Here is a 17,791-nt window from a genome sequence, read left to right as displayed (position 1 = left end):
ATCCTTTCAATTGCACTTAAAGCAAAAACCAGCAAAAAGCTTGTGAGTCTTCAATTTTACTCATTTATGTTATCAGGTGAAATTGACAAATCGAGTATTAATAACATGACTTTTGCTTATTCTAGTCAATTGATCATAAATTCATTTTAAGTATATATTCAAAACTGCACTACTCTTTATTAGGGATTAATAATATTTATTTAAATTGGTATCTAAAAATCTAAAATCATGAAAATATTAAAACCCGTTGAGGCATTTGATAAAGCCGCAAAAATATACCAGGATAAGTTCATGGATGTAAGCTTGTTTGGGAACACTTTTAATTTCTTCTGCGATCAAATAGAGGCTGATCGTGCCGATATTCTTGATATTGCCTGTGGTCCGGGAAATATTACTAAATATTTATTGGACAGAAAACCAGAATACAACATATTAGGAATCGATTTATCCTCGAAAATGCTTGATCTTGCCCAAGCCAATAATCCTACAGCAGATTTTCAACTGATGGATTGCCGGGATATTCATAAGCTCCAAAAAAAATTTGACGGAATTGTTTGTGGCTTCTGCCTTCCTTATTTAACACGTGATGAAGCGTTCACCTTAATCAAAGATGTCTCCGCATTGTTAAAGCCCGGAGGTGTATTTTATTTGAGTACGATGGAGGATGATTATAGCAAATCAGGATTGATCACATCCAGTTTAGGAGATCAGGTTTACCTTTATTACCATCAGGAAGATTATTTAGCAAAAGCTTTCCAGGAAAATAATTTTGATATGTTGCAGGTAAAACGTTTTAATTCTTCCGATAAAGATGGTGTGATGATTACTGACATGGTATTGATCGGAAAACTGAATTGACCTGTGTGTTATATCATACATGATAAAACTCAAAAGAGTTTGAGTTTACAGGTTTATCTCATTCCCTTTTCGCATTAAAAAAGAATTCTATTTTACAGATTTCAAATATGCTAAAGCCTGCTATTTATTGTATTTATCTTTATTGATAACCGGATTTGCATACATTGCTAAAAAACTTTGTTTCAGCTCTGCATCGGAAATATCGATACGCATTTCCATTCTTCTCTCGAACAGCATCTTTTCATTTTCCGTATAACATCCGGAATATTGATTCGTCTTATGCAAAAGGTCGTAGGCAATGAAATTTGTTGGCCAGAGTTTATAATTCCGGATAATAGAATCATCGATTACCTGAGCAATGGCCTGTAGCTGTTTGTTCTTGTTATCAAATTCTGATCCGATCTCATCAAGCTCAGTCCCGAGTACCTTTCCTGCATGCAGGTGAATGCGTTTTTTCTGGCCCAGCACTCCGCTTAGCATTGTTGTAAAATCCTCATCCTTATCTTTAATATAAACTTCATTTCTTGATTTCGCCATAAGTTGCGGCATCTTCAGAACATCTGTAGGATCATATTCATATGAAATAGATAGCGGAACTATTTTCAGACTTTTAAAGAAGTCGGTTAATGACTGCTCCCCTGCTGCCATGGCAAGCATTTTCAGAACTCCTTGTTGTGTAGCGTCATTGCCGTCTTTGGTTCGGCCTTCTCTTTGTGCAATCCATACGGATCGGTTTTCTTTAGTAAGCAGCTCATAAATATATTCGGACATGATCTTTGAACTGTTTAGTTGTTCACGGATCGGCAGTCCACGCTGAACTAAAAAATTACGATTCAGTTTTGCAAGGATATGAAGGAATGATTTCTGTACCAGATTATCCCCAATTGCTGAAGATGTCATTACAAGTCCCTCATCCAGCAATACCAAATTGAGCAGAGAGGTATCCAGAACAATATCACGATGACTGGAAACAAACAGATAAGCTGTATCCTTATCCAGGTCCTCGAATCCGGAAGTACTTAATCCCTCAGAACTTTGTTTCAGGATCTGGCGAACGGTATACGCTATAAAGTGGTGTTGAAAATCACTAATGGAATGAATATCTTTAAATTGTCCAAGCCAAAATTCTTCGTCCTGATCAGGAAAAGTAAAACGCATCAACGCCTTCATCATAGGATGTTTTGCAACACTCTTCAGAGCATCATTAACTTCATCATCATAAAAAGGCCTGATATCATCAAATTTTGACATATTATTATTTAAAAATTAAACGCACTGCAAAAGAACAAAAAAATATTGACTACGCCCGATGATTCATGTCATAATTGTTATTCGGTAAATTGATTATTGAAAGTTTATGTTTAAAAAGAAAATACAGATTGAAAAACTGACCGGTACAACAAAGTACTATTGACCAATATCTTGATTAATTATGTCGAGATAATTTAAAAACAGCTGATAAAATATTGTTTTATTACATTCTCACTTAAAATCATATTTTCTTATCTATATTTGATAGATATTTTAATAGCATGCAAAACATTCTCTTGATAATAATGCTATCCATCACAGGACCGGATAAAAAATAAAGTTATGGTAAATGATTATAAAAAATATGACCTGTTTGGTAAGACATTAATGCAAAAAATTGCATTGACCTCACCTTTTAATTATGATTTTCCAGTTACCGAACAGGCGTGTTTTCTATATGTTTTAAAAGGGGAACTACAATATAAGAAGGATAATGATGAAATTAATATACCTACCCATTATTCTTTACTTCTCAATTGTATCACCTCCGGTAAGCAAATCTATCATGCTGCCTCCGAGACTAACTGTGAAGTTGTAATTGTTACTTTTTATCCGGACATACTAAAGAAAATCTACGATCGGGAATTGCCTTTATTACTTCATCCTCCCGGAAACATCATTTCAAATCAATCCAATGAAAAAATCAACAATGAATTTTTAATTCAAAAATATATTGAAGGACTGTTGTTTTATTTTGAGAATCCGTCTTTGGTAAATGAAGATATCCTGATTCTGAAGCTCAAGGAAATTATACTTTTGTTAGCTCAAACCCAAAATGCGGAAGCAATACAAGTGATATTATCACAGCTTTTTTCTCCTACAACTTACACTTTCAAGCAAATCATTGAAGCCAATCTGTTTTCACAATTAACGATCGAACAGCTTGCAGGACGGGCTAACCTGAGTGTGTCTTCCTTTAAAAGAGAATTTTCAAAACTCTATAATGATACCCCTGCCAACTATATCAGAAACAAAAGGCTTGAAAAAGCTGCCGAACTTCTTGCGATTTCAGATCAGCGCATCACTCATATTGCATTTGAATGCGGATTCAATGATCTGGCTAATTTTACAAAAAGCTTTGGTGAAAAATATCATCAGAGTCCAACGAACTATCGTCAAAAAATAAAAGACGATAACCCGATATAATATTCCACTTCCTTATTTCTGTTAAAAATCCTCCGTTATAGCATTCTTAAAACCGGTTTAAGGATGCTTTTTTATGAACCAAAATACCAAACAATTGAACGAAATCGCAAAGCTATTTCTTTTTTTCTGACGCAACTTTGCAATGTTCCTCTTGGGAAAATATTGAAAAAAAACAATTGAACTGTATTTTTTCAAATAAAGGATTTATAAATTAAAAACATCATAAAATGGGACTATCAGGTTTAGGAATATTCCATACGATTATTGGAATTGCTGCCATTGCAGGAGCATTACTATCATTTATTAAATACGGCAAGATCGATCTTAGCAGACTACCGGGAAAAATATATTTTTACGGAACCCTTATCACCTCACTTACAGCATTGGGAATTTCAAAGCATGGAGGTTTTAATGCAGGACATATTTTTTCCATCTTTATCATCGTTTTGGTGTCTGCCGCATATTTTCTTTTTTCAAAAAAGCAAAACAGTAACAGAGCACGGTATTTTGAAAATTTCTCACTCTCTTTCAGCTTTTTTCTGTCACTCGTGCCTACGGTTAATGAAACTTTTACCCGTGTTCCATTAGGACATCCATTGGCAAAAGATATCAGCGACCCTATTATAGGAAAAACGTTGGGCGCGCTCTTTATTCTGTTTCTCGCGGGTTCGGTATATCAGTACATCAAACAAAAAAGAGCTAATCAACAAGTGTCATTCTAAATTTCATTCTTTGCTTAAAAAAAATGTTCGGAAAATCCGAACATTTTTATTTTGCATTGTATTTACTCCGATAAAGGAACAGTATCTTCTATGGGAGCTTTATCAACGGTTTTCTTTTTTGTTAAGTTGTCCACTCTCCACATTAAGAAGATACCTAATATAGAAATGGCAACGATCACATATCCCACTATATTATAGTGCTCTAAGGGAGCCCCTTTACTTTCTTGGGTAACGATCACGCCTGCAACAGCTGCTGCTATTCCACCTGCTATTTGCTGCAGAGAAGAGTTAATGCTCATGAAAGCGCCACGGTCCTGTAAATCCGGAATGGCACTCGTTAAAGCTGAAGAAGGAATCATACGACTCATAATCCCGATCATCATCAGGATATTAAATATCATCACCAGCCATAACGGAGTTACGGACAGGTTAGTATAAAGCACGCACATCCCCATCATCCATACTGAAGCTATTGCAAATATTTTAAACTTGTCTACTTTATCACTTAATTTTCCGATCAAAGGCATGATCACCAATGAGCTAACCCCAGAAACCATAAATAACATAGGAAGCTGTTCATTGGTAAGCCCAAGGTTATTAACTGCAAACGCACTTCCGAAAGGCATCATCATAAAACCTCCGATGGAAAGTAAGGCTGTAGCGGCAAACCCTACCCTGTAATTACTTTTTGCAATTGTATGCCACAAATGCTGAAAAGCAGATTTATCCCGTTGTACAGAAAGATGTTTGTTTACAGGCTGCAATTTCAGGAAAATTAAAACAGCAATAACGACACTCAAAGCCGCTACCATCCAGAAAGGTGCTTCCCAGCCCCATTTATTAGCCAGATAAAGCCCGATAGGCACCCCAAGAACCTGGCTTCCTCCGAAGCCCATCTGAATAAATCCCATTACCCTACCTCTTTGTTGCAGCACAAACAAATCAGTTATAATAGCCATAGAAATAGAGCCTATCACTCCTCCAAAAAGGCCTGTAATAATTCTCGCGGCGACCAGGGCCGCATAAGATTGTGCCATACCGCAAAAAATAGTTCCGATAATAAATCCGATGTAAAAAAATAGTAAAAGTTTTTTCCTGTCAAATCTGTCGGCAAAACCCGCCGTCAGCAATCCTGAAACTCCCGCACTGAAAGCGTAGGCAGAAACGGCAAAGCCAAAAGCTGAAGGTTTTAGGCTAAGTGATTTCATGAGCATATCGCCCAGTGGAGACATTACCATAAAATCCAATATTACCGTAAACTGGGTAATTGCTAAAATAAATATGACAAACTTCTGATAGCCCGTAAAGGGCAAAGGTTGTTGTTCCATAATTTCTTTAAAGGTAAATTAAGATTCCGGGAGTCGTCAGTTATGACCAAGCTCCTAGCATCCATTGTTTGATTAGTTTTTGTGTAAATAATAATGTAATAGAAATTTTATCACTTCTTTTTTAAAGCTTTTACGACAAGATCAAATGTCTGCCATAAAATTTCGTCCGTCATTTTAAAGGATTTTCCGCCAAGACTTTTTCCTTCATTATGGAACCTTGCTAAAGAGTACATGGGAGAAAAAGCAACCGACCAGTATACTTCAAAAGGCATTGGGCTGAGTTCACCTCTCTTTACTGCATTGTCCCAGAATTTCCCTAAAGTCTCCTTAAATCCCCGTAAAAAATGATGAAGAAATTCTTCCTGGTAGCTTGAGTTCCTCAATTGCTCAAAAAACAAATGTTTGTCAGGATGAGTGGTCATGTAGCCATACCGATTTCTCCACTGTACCCGTAAGCCTTCTTCAAAATGAGCTTCAGGATCAAAATTATTTAGAATAGCATCAGACATTGTTTGCCCCTCTTCTTTGGCAATCGTTAAAATTAAATCATCCCGGTCTTTAAAATACAGATAAGGAGTAGCAACAGAAATCTTGCAGGCCTTCGCAAGTTTATTCATGCTGAATCCCTCCAGTCCGTTTCTGATGATCATTTTAATCGCTTCTGTCTTAATGAGCTCTCTTTTATCACCTTCTTTTAAACGCATGAGTAAAGTTTTAAAATTTCAGGCTGTAAAATTAATGAATATTTATTAATTAATAAATATTATTTTCCTTAAAAGTTAACCTATACCTCAAATTGTACATAAATCTATGTTGATTAAATTATCCTTGTCAACCAAAAAATATTTATTTTAGTAAAAAAAGAACACCAAAACTAAACTTGAAAATACAATATGAAAAAAATAAAAATATTACTGCTATGCTCACTGAGCATGATGGCTTGTTCTCAGGAGGAATCCAGGCAAGATCTGCTAAAGAATTCAAATAAAAAGACGGAAAACAAATGGTCGTCCACTGCTACTGTAAAAGAACTGAAACTTTTCCAGATCAATGTATGGCAGGAAGGAACCTCTGTAACAGGAGGCTATGATGCTATTGTCAATGAAATTGTCCGGTCGGATGCTGATTTTGTATTTCTCAGCGAAGTCAGAAACTATAATAATGTCGACTTCACGAATAAACTGGTTCAGTCACTTCATTCCAAAGGGTATACCTACTATTCCTTCCGTTCAGATGATTCGGGGATATTATCCAGGTATCCGATTATTGAAAACGCTTCTGTCTACCCGGTGAGCAATGATCACGGCTCAGTTTACAAACTGGTCACTCAAATTAACGGACAGCGCATCGCTGCTTACACCGGTCATCTTGATTATACTCATTATGCCTGTTATCTTCCTCGTGGGTACAGTGGGACGACATGGTCAAAACTACCCAATGGTCCAGAAACCAACCTCACAAAAATATCGGAAATGAATCTTGCTTCTTATAGAGATGAAGCTATCTCAGCGTTTATCTCCGATGCAAATACAGAAAAAACAAAAGGTTCCATAATATTTCTGGGAGGAGATTTTAATGAGCCTTCTATGTTTGATTGGGTAAGTAGTACAGCCAATTTATATGATCATCATACTGTCGTTTACCAATGGGATACCACCAAACTCCTGAATAATGCAGGTTTTAAAGACTCATACCGCATGATGCATCCTTCTCCCGTTACCCATCCCGGATTCACCTACCCCTCCGATAATCCGGCAAAACCCGTCAACCAGTTAACATGGGCTCCTGACGCAGATGAAAGAGAGCGGATTGACTATATTTTCTTTATGCAGGCTCCCAATCTTACTTTAAAAAGCTCCCATATTATAGGCTATAACAAGTCTATTGTAAAAAATATCCGTACTCCGGAGAATACCCAGGATTCATTTGTTCCTCCTATAGGTATCTGGCCTTCGGATCATAAAGGAGTGTTATCCACCTTTGAGCTGGTTACGCAAAACGGAACAGGTAATCGATAACTTAAATGTGAGTATCCCAAAAGATAGGAACCACGAAGGCATACTGCATTATGGTAACCAATAGCTATAAAAAAAGCCTGTGACTGATCCAGGCTTTTTAATTTTTATATCTCTAAAGTTATTTTTTTCTTTTAGGTGTTTCTTTCACTTCCACCACAGGGGTTCTATGTAATAAGATATCTAAAACTTTCTCCGTATAGTCGAACTTTTTCTCAAGGTACAGAACATTATTATATCTCTTATCGATCACAGCACCTAATGCTTCTTTCTCAGAAATGGTTTCCATTGCATTGTGAATCTGTTCTTCAAAAGGCAAAACCATATTGGCCTTCAGCTTGTTGATTTCACCGGTACTTCCGAATCTTAAACTGGTAGTCGTTTTAATGTTTTTCTCTAAATCGAATACTTCTTTTTCTCTTCGTTTTAATTCTTCGCCTACCAATAATACCCTATCGTTTTCCAATGCCGATTTTTTCTTTTCATATTCCGACTGTATACTCTGAAGCTCACTTTTCCATGTAGCTATCTGCGCATTAAGCCTTGCTTCAGCCTCTTTATAATCTGGCAGCTTACTCAATATCACATTGGTATCTATAACACCGATCTTCTGAGCCTTACTTAAACTGAAAAGCAAAAATAATATAAGGGTTAGTGCAATTTTTTTATTTCTCATTGGGAACTGTTATTACATTCTATATTGATATTCTAGCGGAAAATTATATAAAAACATTTAAAATTATATTTATCAACGCAGATTTAGCGCCTCTATTGTCCTTACAGGTAAGTATCAACATTTTTTATATCAATAGCTAAAATTCAGCTGTAAAAATAAAATAATTAAATAAACTTTATCCAAAATTGTTAATTAAAGTTTTTTTCACCTACTATTGGTTTATTATTATCTATTCCGTTATATCTTTGTTTTATTCGTAAAAAATAAGATTTGAATAAAAATATACTATTAATTTTCATATTTATTTTTGTTAAGGTCTACAGCCAGAAATACAACATCGAGTTGTATAATACCGATAACGGACTCCCGCAAAACAGTGTAAAAGACATTATAAAAGATAAATATGGATTTATATGGCTCACCACTGAAAATGGAATTGTACGGTATGATGGCGCTCAGTTTCTGGTCTATAAAAACTTCCCGTTGAGCAGTCAGCGTTTTACATACTTCTATGGATACCCAGAAAAAGACAGTATTTTAACAGCCGGTGATTACGGGAAAACCATCCTTCTGCGTAATAAAATTCCACGGGTAACAAATTCTTTGAAACAATTCCCTACAGTAGTATCAAAAGATAATACCGGCTACCTTTTGTATTGTTCCAATTATAGCTATACCCGGTATCCCGGCATCAACTTTTACATGAATGATAAGGATGGAAGATATTACATCAAAGAAAACAGCCTTACCTTCACCAGTTTTCGCTCTAAACCTCAAGAAACGCTAAAAATTAATGCCATCTACAAAAATATTCCCAGGATTTTTACAATCAATGAAATCCTGTTTTACATCAACTTTACCACAAATAAAGTAGAAAAAATAGAAAAAGGAAAAATCACAAATTCCTATCAGGTCCCTTTGCTAACTGACAAGGATAGTAAGATTTTCTGGAGCAGAATAAACAATCAGCTTTTCGTGTTAAGCCATAATAAGTTTTACCTCTGCACCTATGAAAAGGAACAATTTATCATATCCGAGATCGTCCAAATGGACAATATAAAAAATGACAACCTGATCAGTGTATATTATGACAAACGGTACAAGAAACTTTATCTCGGGAGTAGTACAGAAGGATTGCAGGTTATCAATCTTCATGATTTCACTACCGTCAAAGGATCTTCGCCGAAAGCAGAATCCGTTTTTTATGCTACCCTTCCTTACGACAGCACTTCGGTCATTAATCCCTTTGGTGAAATCTACACCCGTAATGGAATGGTCCGTGAGAAGCATTTTAAAAATACAGCTCCTTTTTTTATGGCATACGACCGGCATGAAAACCTTATGATACGAAAAGACCGGGATTTAAGGATCTATAAAAAATCAAATTCGTACAGGGACTTCACTGTTTTAAAAGAGTTTTTTTTAAAAGATTTCTTTTTCGATGCAAAAAAATCTTATGCATTGGTTGCAAAACCCAAAAAGAATAGTGTTTCTGAATTTAGTGGAACATTTGAGATATACAAAGACAACTCCCTGCTATCTTTGGAAAGAAGAATTGTATTGGATAGTGAGCCTACCAAATTTTTAAAGGTCGATCCTGATCATATTTTAGTCGGTACGGTAAAGGGTTTATACAATATCCGGTTGAGCACAAACCAAATACATCCGGTAATCGCTGACCAGGAATTGTCTATCCGTAATATCATAAGGTCAAAAGACGGTAACTTGTGGATCACAACTTTGGGAAAGGGATTTTATTTACTAAAAAACAACAGGCTTATCAGGATGCCTTATGATGCTGATGGTAATATTTCATCTCCTCATACCATTCTCGAAGATCAAAAAGGTTTTTTCTGGATCCCTACCAATAACGGCTTATATAAAGTTCATGAAAGCCAGCTTCTGAAATTTGTTCAGGCCCTGGATTCTAAGGTTAATTATTACAGATTTTCAAAAGATTCGGGTTTCTTCACCAATGAATTCAATGGTGGCAGCAATGTAAGTGGCAATAAACTTAAAAATGGGGATTTTGTGCTACCTTCTCTGAATGGATTAGTATTTTTTAACCCCTTAAAAATCGAAAGTTACTACCCTAAAAACATCTACATCGAAAGAGCAATGATAGATAACAAAGAAGAGTCCTTTCATAAAACTCTTTTTCTTGAACAGAAATCCAGCAGATTAGACCTCTTTATAGATGTTCCTTATTATGCAAATCCCGACAATATTGTGATAGAAGCTAAAATTATGGGGCTTCCCAACGCAAAATGGGAATCCATCGGGAAAGACAGGAAGTTTTCCATTTCCAATCTGAGGTACGGGAATTATTCTTTCATTGCAAGAATGCTTGTTTCCGATAAAGGAAAATACATCTATAAAAAAATCAACCTCATCGTAAGGCCTTATTTTTATCAGACCTTATGGTTTAAGATAGTGATGATATTATTACTATTCTTTGTGTTATACCTCCTTCTCAAATGGAGGATCCGGTTTTTGCAAAAGAAAAATCTGGAACTGGAAAAAATTATCACCGTACGTACCGAAAAACTTTCCGCTACCGTCGAAAAGCTTGAAACAACAAAAATTCAGCTTCATAAGGAAATCGAGCAGCAAAAAAAACTGATCGGTACCATAACACACGATATTACCACTCCTGTAAAATTTATTGCTTTAACTGCAAAGGAAATATTAGGGAATAAAGAATTCAATCAACAACGGACTGAAAAAGTGCTCGCTTCAATTTATAAATCCTCCGATCAGCTGTATAATTTTACGGCAACGCTCAAAGAGTATGCTGATATCTACAGCCACCACAGAACCGATAAAACGGAAACATACTCTCTGCATGATCTGATCACAGAAAAAATAGTGCTTTTCAGTACCATAGCTGAAAGCAATCATACATCCATTATTAACAATGCTGATCAAAAAATACACACCCGGATCAGTAAAAATATTCTGGCAGCCATTATCCATAACCTTCTGGATAACGCAGTAAAATATACAAGAGGAGGAACCATAACCATAGATGCTTTTACCGAGTACAGAAGCGTTATTTTAATTGTAGAAGATACCGGTTCAGGAATGGATCAGCAAAAAATAGATTATTATGAAGAGCTTCAGAACAACATCGAAAATGAAAAATTATTACTCCAAAAATATGGGATGGGAATCCATCTGGTGCTACAACTACTACAAATGATAGAAAGTAAAATAATCTTTACCAGAAACAAGACAGGAGGAACTACCTGCCGATTGATTTTAAAAAATAAAAAAAATGATTAAATACATTCTTATAGCTGATGATCATGATGTGGTTCTTACGGGAACAAGCCTGATACTGGAGTCCAGAATCCCTGATATATCCGTTGATCAGGCAGAAGATTACCCGGAAACTCTGGAAAAAATCTCCCAGCGAAAGTACGACCTGATTATTCTTGATATCAATATGCCTGAAAGTAAAAATAAAAAAATGATTTCTGAAATTAAAGAAATCGATCCGGATGTAAAAATATTGATATTTTCGGCCTATGAAGAAGAGATTGCCGTACAATACATAAAAGAGGGAGCCAACGGTTACCTCAGTAAACTGAGCAAAGTGGAGGAAATATCAGAAGCAGTAATCAGGATTTTCCGTGAGGGCTACTACTACCCTTCTGGTATTGTTAATCAATTACTACAGGACTCTCCGCTAGATTCCATAAAGAGGCTTTCGGAAAGAGAATATCAGATTTTTATTTTAATGGTGAAGGGATATGGAAATTTAGAAATTTCCAATGAGATGAACATTCAGATGAGCACCATAAGCACCTATAAAAAAAGGATCCATAACAAACTGAAGACCAATCATCTTGCAGATCTTATTAAACTTTATCAAAATTATACTTCCTGAAGTAAAATTTGCAAACACTGACAACTGACTCTTTTAGTTCTGTTTAAAAAAGAGTTAGTGATCCTGAGAATCGTGTAGAAAATTTTCTACACGATTCTTTATTTCATTCTACAGTCCATTACAGGCTCTTGTGGAAGTATTCCTATAATTTTACGCCTTGTAAATGATACTTTGATATCACGGACTTTTCCTGTTCTGATATAGGATTATTGACACATCAAAACCATAACCATAAACATTTAATAAATGAGTAAAAATTTTATCCCACTAGTATTATTCTTATCAACTATTACCTTTGCACAAACGGGAAATGTTGGAATTAATACGGTAACCCCTAGCTCTACATTAGACATTAACGGATCGGTAGCGGCAAGTTATAAGACAGTTAATACGGCATCTTACAGTTTAACCGCCACTGATTTCCATGTTTCATATAATGGTAGTACGAATACGACATTTAGCCTTCCTCCCGCAATTAATGGCACCGGAAATTTTAAAGGACGTATGTATAGGATTACCAATAACAGTAATTTTACGATAACCATAAGTTCTGCTTTACCTGAAACAATTAATGGGAATACAAATATTCTGGTCCTTCCCAATCAAAGTGCACAGTTGATCAGTACAGGACTTACCGGAGCAAATTCCACATGGGAAAGCATAAGTGGAGTAACAAATACGGCCAGTAACGGTCTAAACCTTTCCGGGAATGATGTTAAGTTAGGAGGTACCCTTTCCCAGGCTACAGACATCGTTACTACCGTAGGAAATAATCTGAGTATCACCGGTACTGGTAAAGTTTTATTAGGATCCAACACGATCCCGGCTGGTGCGGCTGATGCTAAAATTGTTATTGATAATGGCACAACAAACGGAGCGCTGCAGATTAAGGATGGAACACAACAATTAGGCTATGTATTAACCAGCGACTCTAATGGATTAGCCACCTGGTCATCTACTGTTACTACTGCGTTTGCCAATAACTGGACTTCTTATACGGGAACATTAGTAAATCCTTTCACAGCACCTACCGGCGGCGGCGGCCTGGTTACCGGAATATCACTGACTATCCCTGCAAAAGGATGGTATTTTATCCGAAGTGGCGTGGCCATCAATTCTGAGTGTAATGATTATTTCTTTTATATCAATGGTATTGGAGACGTATGGAGAAGTTATTGCGGCTCTAACACGGCAGCTTTTATGTTTCCCCGGGATCAAAATCGCGTCTTGTACTTCGCAACACCAGGAAATTATACCATTTTAGCCGGTAAAACAAATGGTATTATCCCTGCCAGTTTTAATGCGGGTAATCCTTCTTTTTATCTTGATTTTGTAAAGTTTCAGAATTAACAGTATAAATAATCAATAAATACATTCATCATCCAACTAACTTTTTGATCATTTTAACCACAATTTATATGAAAAGAAATTCAATTTTCCTGACTTTACTTGCCGCCATGAGTAGCACTCTGAGCTATTCGCAAACAGGAAATGTGGGTATCAACACTACCACTCCCGGGAGCACACTCACTGTGAACGGTTCATTTGCCGCTACGTACAGATCCGTTACAGCAAGTGGAAATGTCGCCCCTACGGATTACTATCTGGCCTACAGCAGCAATACGAACGGAACTTTGACGCTACCTGCCGCCATTACTGGTTCCGGTAACTTTGCAGGACGAACCTATCATTTCAAAAATACAGGGACAGCCGTATTATCTATTGCAGCCAACGGAGCAGAATTAATCGACAATCAAACAGGAGCAGGCGTTGGCACTGTTAATGTTCCCGCAGGTTACTATGCATTTTTTATAAGTAAAGGAACAACGACAGGAACAACATGGGAGCTTATTTTGCTTTCAAGCTCTGACAGCTTGCCCGCAGCCACCACCAGTTATCCGTTTTCTACAGTAAGCACCACAAGCAGACAGGATCTTACCGCCAGCACCGGTCCTTACATCAGAAGGGAAATCAATTATCCTCAGGGAACAGTAATCAACACGGGAAATGTACTGAATATCAGTAACGGTCGGTTTACTGCACCTTCAAACGGATATTATATGTTTTATGGTTCCACCCAATTTGATAACGGAAATATTCCGGGTACACCAAGTTTCGACTGGGTTGTATTGTATCTTATGAAAAACTATGCGGTGAGCACAGACAATATTTTGGTACAATCTTTCCAACCTGCTCCGGGTACACTGACGGGAAGAAACGTATCGTGTATCACGTATCTTAATAAAGATGAAACCGTAAGCATGGCAGCCGCCGCCGGAGTAACCGGCAGTCCAATATACCAGGTTGTCGTAAGCTCCTTTTACGGATATAAAATCGCGAATTAATTTATACAAAACCGCGGATAGATTCTAATAACACAACTGAAACTTAAACATGTAGAAATCCCTCATTTTACAAGGTTTCTTATTAAAAAACGACTGTCTCATTAGTAGACAGTCGTTTAATTTAAATCTCTTTATGGTGAAAATTTAACACTTATTGTGCAGTACCTTCAATTTATAATCTTAAATTTATTGACTAATCCTTAAAATAAATCAATTATGAATAAAACATTAACAGATACTTCATGAAATTTAACAAATAAAACTAAAACATAAAAAAATATGACTCCGTGAAAAAAATTTCACATTTAGTTTATTCTAAATTTTATAACCCAAAATAACAACCATGCCATAAACATTACAACATACAACCAAATCAAAAAAAACTAATATGCCAAACACAAACTTAACATCACAAACCCGAATCAACACTATCCTTCCTTTGTCCTCAGAAGAAAGGAACAAAATTTTGTACGAGTTCAATAAAACAAATTGGGACTACAAAAAGGAACAAACATTGGTTTCATTATTTCTCAAACAAGTTTCCCTACATCCGGATAACGTGGCTGCTGTTTATCAGGATCAGCATATAACCTACCGTGAGTTGGATGAAAAAAGCAACCAGATCGCCAATACACTCATTGCAAAAGGGATAACAGAAGGAATGTACATCCCTGTATGGCTGGACCGCTCCCTGGAATGGGTCATTGCAATTCTTGGAATATTAAAAACAGGTGCTGCTTATGTTCCTATAGATCCTGCCTATCCGGTAAAACGCGTAGAGTATATTCTGAATGATACTAAAGCAGAAATTATAATCACCAATCAGGTCCTCTCTCAAGATTTATCTAAAGACCCAAACTTCCACATATTTTATCTTGACCGTAAGGATGACCTCACTGATTCCTCCGTTCAGCATCCGGAGGTGATTATTCATCACAACACTCTTGCTTATACCATTTACACCTCCGGCTCCACAGGCAACCCTAAAGGAGTAATGATCACTCATGAAAGTATCCAGCATCTGGTAACCTGGCATAATGTTTATTTTAATGTCACCCCCACTTCTCATCTCAGCCTGGTGGCCGGTTTGGCATTCGACATATCTGTATGGGAAACCTGGTCGGCATTGACTTCCGGAGCGACCCTTTTTATAGCGGACAGCGAAGAGAGAACTGAAGCTTCCGCCCTGGCCAGCTTTTATCAGAAAAACAAAATTACCCACGGTTTTGCCCCTACTGTTTTGGTTCCGGCAGTCGTGGCACACACCAGAAATCATAATGATCTTCAGCTGGAATATCTTTTTACAGGAGGTGAAAAACTAAAGCCTGTACTCACCGATGGACTAAACTATGAACTTATCGATTATTATGGTCCTACAGAATGTACCGTATATGCTACTTTTAAGAAGGTTAAAGATCTTCACGGAAAATATGTTTCTTCCATTGGCAGGCCTATAGCAAATGCTAAAGCTTACATATTGGGAAATCAAATGAAACTATTACCCATAGGAGCAACCGGAGAATTATACATAGGCGGCACCTTACTGGCTAAAGGATATTTAAACAATGAGGAACTCACAGCTTCAAAATTCATTATTAATCCTTTTATGGAAACTGAAAAACTATACCGAACGGGAGACCTTGCCCGATGGTCCTCCGATGGAGAAATCCAGTTTCTGGGAAGAATGGATAATCAGGTAAAAATAAGAGGATTCCGAATAGAATTGGGAGAAATAGAACGCACATTCGATCGACTGGCAGGAATACAAGAAGCTGTAGTAATCACAAAAAATACTTCAGGGAATAACAAATATCTTGTCGCCTTTATTGTTTTAAAACCCGGAACATCAAAGGATATCCAGCAAATCAGGAGTTTTCTCAAAGAAGAATTACCCGGATATATGATCCCCGCCCAGATCATCTGTATCGACAAAATACCATTGACCGCGAATGGAAAAACCAATACGGACCTCTTAAGCAGCCTTGCAGAAAAAGAGGCAAAGGAACTTATCTCACACGAACCGCCAACAAATGAAACCGAGAAAATAATAGCTGACATCTGGTCATCGGAACTGGAACTTCCGGTTATCAATATCACTGATAATTTCTTTGATATCGGAGGAAATTCGCTTCTGGTTGCTGTTGTTGCGGTAGCTTTACAGGAAAAATTAAATATAAAAGTATATCTGCGCGATATTTATCAATACCCTGTTCTGAAAAAACTCAGCGATGTGCTTATAGCACGTGCTCACGAGGCAAGAGAAGCAATTCCTTCTGAAGACGTAGAACCTTATGTTGAATTACAACAGGACGTCTACCTGAATCCCGGCACCCGATTCAAGGATAATTTTGATCCAGAAAAACTGGAAAATCCATCTGCCATATTTCTCACAGGCGCCACAGGGTTTGTAGGAATCCATCTTCTTCAGGAGCTTTTAGATACAACGGATGCAGATATATACTGCCTGGTAAGAGCACAGGATGAATTTCATGCCATGGAAAAAATCAACCAGTGCTTTATTCAGTTTCATATCCCGCAAAATCACTCGCAGAGATCAAGGATTATTCCGGTTTTAGGTGATCTGGCAAAACCTTCTTTGGGTTTATCTGAAGAAAAATTCGATCTGCTTGCCACTGTTATTGATGTGATATATCATTCCGGAAGTTCGGTCAATTTTATTGAGCCTTATTCTTATATGAAAGCACCCAATGTAGATGGAATAAGGGAAATTATACGTCTGGCAGGAACAGAAAGAACAAAGTGCCTGGCTCTTTTATCTACAATTTCAGTTTATAGCTGGGGACATCTATTTACCGGAAAAAAGATCATGCTGGAATCTGACGACATAGAACAGAATATCATGTCGGTAAGTAAAGATATTGGCTATGTGCGAAGCAAATATGTAATGGAAGCTATAGCGGATCTTGCAGCCCGGGAAGGTCTCCCGCTGATTACGTATCGTTTGGGATATGCGATGTGTCACAGTAAATCCGGAGCGAGCGCACCTTATCAGTGGTGGTCCGGACTGGTAAAAAACTGTATAGAGTTTAAATCTTACCCTGCATTAACAGAACTTAGAGAAGGCCTGATCACCGTAGACTACATGACCCGGTCAATGGCTCATATCACGAAAAATAAAAATGCAATCGGCAAGAAATTCAATCTGATTGCCAGCCCTGAAACTAATCTGACGCTGGAGGATTTCTTTGGCCTGCTCAAAAAGAATTACCCTTATGAACTTACTCCCCTTCCCTATAAAGAATGGCGTAAGCATTGGGAAAATGATACCAAAAACAGATTGTATCCATTAACAAGCCTGTTTAAAGATAATATGCATGAAGGCCTGTCTACTGTGGAACTTTACCAGCATACTTACATTTGGGACTGTTCGAATGTACAGGAGTTCCTCAAAGACTCAGACATTAAAGAACCTGTATTCAACAAACCTGTCCTTGATGCTTATTTAAAGTATCTGGGCATGCATTCTTAGTTTTTAGT

13 protein-coding genes are annotated in these 17,791 nt (G+C 37.0%); 9 read left to right on the top strand and 4 right to left on the bottom strand.

The genetic code is table 11. The features are described 5' to 3' along the window. Window positions 1-228: 228 nt before the first annotated feature. On the top strand, window positions 229-858 hold the full coding sequence (locus tag MTQ00_RS03440) for a class I SAM-dependent methyltransferase (RefSeq protein ID WP_273647753.1): 630 nt from the start codon (window positions 229-231) through the stop codon (window positions 856-858). 120 nt (window positions 859-978) lie between these two features. On the opposite strand, the gene MTQ00_RS03435 is transcribed toward MTQ00_RS03440, so the two are convergent. Further along, window positions 979-2,109, bottom strand: coding sequence for a 1-acyl-sn-glycerol-3-phosphate acyltransferase (locus MTQ00_RS03435; protein WP_273647752.1), 1,131 nt, complete (start codon window positions 2,107-2,109; stop codon window positions 979-981). 342 nt (window positions 2,110-2,451) lie between these two features. On the opposite strand from MTQ00_RS03435, the gene MTQ00_RS03430 reads away from it, so the two are divergent. Together MTQ00_RS03430 and MTQ00_RS03425 are read left to right on the top strand one after the other, a co-directional pair. Continuing rightward, window positions 2,452-3,315 carry a helix-turn-helix domain-containing protein gene (locus MTQ00_RS03430; RefSeq protein ID WP_273647751.1) on the top strand — a complete coding sequence of 288 codons (864 nt, stop codon included), beginning with the start codon at window positions 2,452-2,454 and terminating at the stop codon, window positions 3,313-3,315. A 227-nt stretch (window positions 3,316-3,542) separates the two neighbouring features. Continuing rightward, on the top strand, window positions 3,543-4,037 hold the full coding sequence (locus MTQ00_RS03425; RefSeq protein WP_273647750.1) for a hypothetical protein: 495 nt from the start codon (window positions 3,543-3,545) through the stop codon (window positions 4,035-4,037). 62 nt (window positions 4,038-4,099) lie between these two features. Here the strand turns inward: MTQ00_RS03425 and MTQ00_RS03420 are convergent, their stop codons facing one another. Next, the gene (locus MTQ00_RS03420; RefSeq protein WP_273647749.1) at window positions 4,100-5,365 is read right to left on the bottom strand and encodes an MFS transporter; all 1,266 of its coding nucleotides are present in this window, start codon (window positions 5,363-5,365) and stop codon (window positions 4,100-4,102) included. A 110-nt stretch (window positions 5,366-5,475) separates the two neighbouring features. Continuing rightward, entirely contained in the window at window positions 5,476-6,069 is a 594-nt protein-coding gene (locus MTQ00_RS03415; RefSeq protein ID WP_273647748.1) for a TetR/AcrR family transcriptional regulator, read from the bottom strand. 189 nt (window positions 6,070-6,258) lie between these two features. On the opposite strand from MTQ00_RS03415, the gene MTQ00_RS03410 reads away from it, so the two are divergent. Next, complete coding sequence (locus MTQ00_RS03410) at window positions 6,259-7,383, top strand: endonuclease/exonuclease/phosphatase family protein (protein WP_273647747.1); 1,125 nt, start codon at window positions 6,259-6,261, stop codon at window positions 7,381-7,383. Window positions 7,384-7,501: 118 nt separating this feature from the next. Here MTQ00_RS03410 and MTQ00_RS03405 read toward each other — a convergent pair whose 3' ends face one another. Continuing rightward, window positions 7,502-8,056, bottom strand: coding sequence for an OmpH family outer membrane protein (locus MTQ00_RS03405; RefSeq protein ID WP_172278276.1), 555 nt, complete (start codon window positions 8,054-8,056; stop codon window positions 7,502-7,504). A gap of 270 nt (window positions 8,057-8,326) precedes the next feature. Between MTQ00_RS03405 and MTQ00_RS03400 the strand changes: the two genes are divergently transcribed. From MTQ00_RS03400 to MTQ00_RS03380, 5 genes are all read left to right on the top strand, one after another. After that, window positions 8,327-11,341 carry a ligand-binding sensor domain-containing protein gene (locus MTQ00_RS03400; RefSeq protein ID WP_273647746.1) on the top strand — a complete coding sequence of 1,005 codons (3,015 nt, stop codon included), beginning with the start codon at window positions 8,327-8,329 and terminating at the stop codon, window positions 11,339-11,341. Beyond that, window positions 11,334-11,948 carry a response regulator transcription factor gene (locus MTQ00_RS03395; RefSeq protein WP_273647745.1) on the top strand — a complete coding sequence of 205 codons (615 nt, stop codon included), beginning with the start codon at window positions 11,334-11,336 and terminating at the stop codon, window positions 11,946-11,948. The genes MTQ00_RS03400 and MTQ00_RS03395 overlap by 8 nt, the downstream gene beginning before the upstream one ends. 246 nt (window positions 11,949-12,194) lie before the next feature. Beyond that, a complete protein-coding gene (locus MTQ00_RS03390; protein ID WP_273647744.1) occupies window positions 12,195-13,298 on the top strand; it encodes a hypothetical protein in 1,104 nt (367 codons plus the stop codon). Between the two features lie 68 nt (window positions 13,299-13,366). Beyond that, complete coding sequence (locus tag MTQ00_RS03385; RefSeq protein ID WP_273647743.1) at window positions 13,367-14,293, top strand: hypothetical protein; 927 nt, start codon at window positions 13,367-13,369, stop codon at window positions 14,291-14,293. A 388-nt stretch (window positions 14,294-14,681) separates the two neighbouring features. Next, window positions 14,682-17,783, top strand: coding sequence for a non-ribosomal peptide synthetase family protein (locus MTQ00_RS03380; protein WP_273647742.1), 3,102 nt, complete (start codon window positions 14,682-14,684; stop codon window positions 17,781-17,783). The last annotated feature ends 8 nt before the right edge of the window (window positions 17,784-17,791 follow it).

The organism is Chryseobacterium sp. B21-037 (assembly GCF_028570785.1).
GTDB classification, from domain to species: domain Bacteria; phylum Bacteroidota; class Bacteroidia; order Flavobacteriales; family Weeksellaceae; genus Chryseobacterium; species Chryseobacterium proteolyticum.
The sequence above is the reverse complement of the archived record's forward strand: the minus strand, read 5'-3'. Positions and strand labels throughout refer to the sequence as shown.

What these genes read in the sequence shown, in the direction of transcription:
- MTQ00_RS03440 (WP_273647753.1), top strand. Translation starts at nt 229, where the DNA reads ATGAAAATATTAAAACCCGTTGAGGCATTTGATAAAGCCGCAAAAATA.
- MTQ00_RS03435 (WP_273647752.1), bottom strand. Translation starts at nt 2,109, where the DNA reads ATGTCAAAATTTGATGATATCAGGCCTTTTTATGATGATGAAGTTAAT.
- MTQ00_RS03430 (WP_273647751.1), top strand. Translation starts at nt 2,452, where the DNA reads ATGGTAAATGATTATAAAAAATATGACCTGTTTGGTAAGACATTAATG.
- MTQ00_RS03425 (WP_273647750.1), top strand. Translation starts at nt 3,543, where the DNA reads ATGGGACTATCAGGTTTAGGAATATTCCATACGATTATTGGAATTGCT.
- MTQ00_RS03420 (WP_273647749.1), bottom strand. Translation starts at nt 5,365, where the DNA reads ATGGAACAACAACCTTTGCCCTTTACGGGCTATCAGAAGTTTGTCATA.
- MTQ00_RS03415 (WP_273647748.1), bottom strand. Translation starts at nt 6,069, where the DNA reads ATGCGTTTAAAAGAAGGTGATAAAAGAGAGCTCATTAAGACAGAAGCG.
- MTQ00_RS03410 (WP_273647747.1), top strand. Translation starts at nt 6,259, where the DNA reads ATGAAAAAAATAAAAATATTACTGCTATGCTCACTGAGCATGATGGCT.
- MTQ00_RS03405 (WP_172278276.1), bottom strand. Translation starts at nt 8,056, where the DNA reads ATGAGAAATAAAAAAATTGCACTAACCCTTATATTATTTTTGCTTTTC.
- MTQ00_RS03395 (WP_273647745.1), top strand. Translation starts at nt 11,334, where the DNA reads ATGATTAAATACATTCTTATAGCTGATGATCATGATGTGGTTCTTACG.
- MTQ00_RS03390 (WP_273647744.1), top strand. Translation starts at nt 12,195, where the DNA reads ATGAGTAAAAATTTTATCCCACTAGTATTATTCTTATCAACTATTACC.
- MTQ00_RS03385 (WP_273647743.1), top strand. Translation starts at nt 13,367, where the DNA reads ATGAAAAGAAATTCAATTTTCCTGACTTTACTTGCCGCCATGAGTAGC.
- MTQ00_RS03380 (WP_273647742.1), top strand. Translation starts at nt 14,682, where the DNA reads ATGCCAAACACAAACTTAACATCACAAACCCGAATCAACACTATCCTT.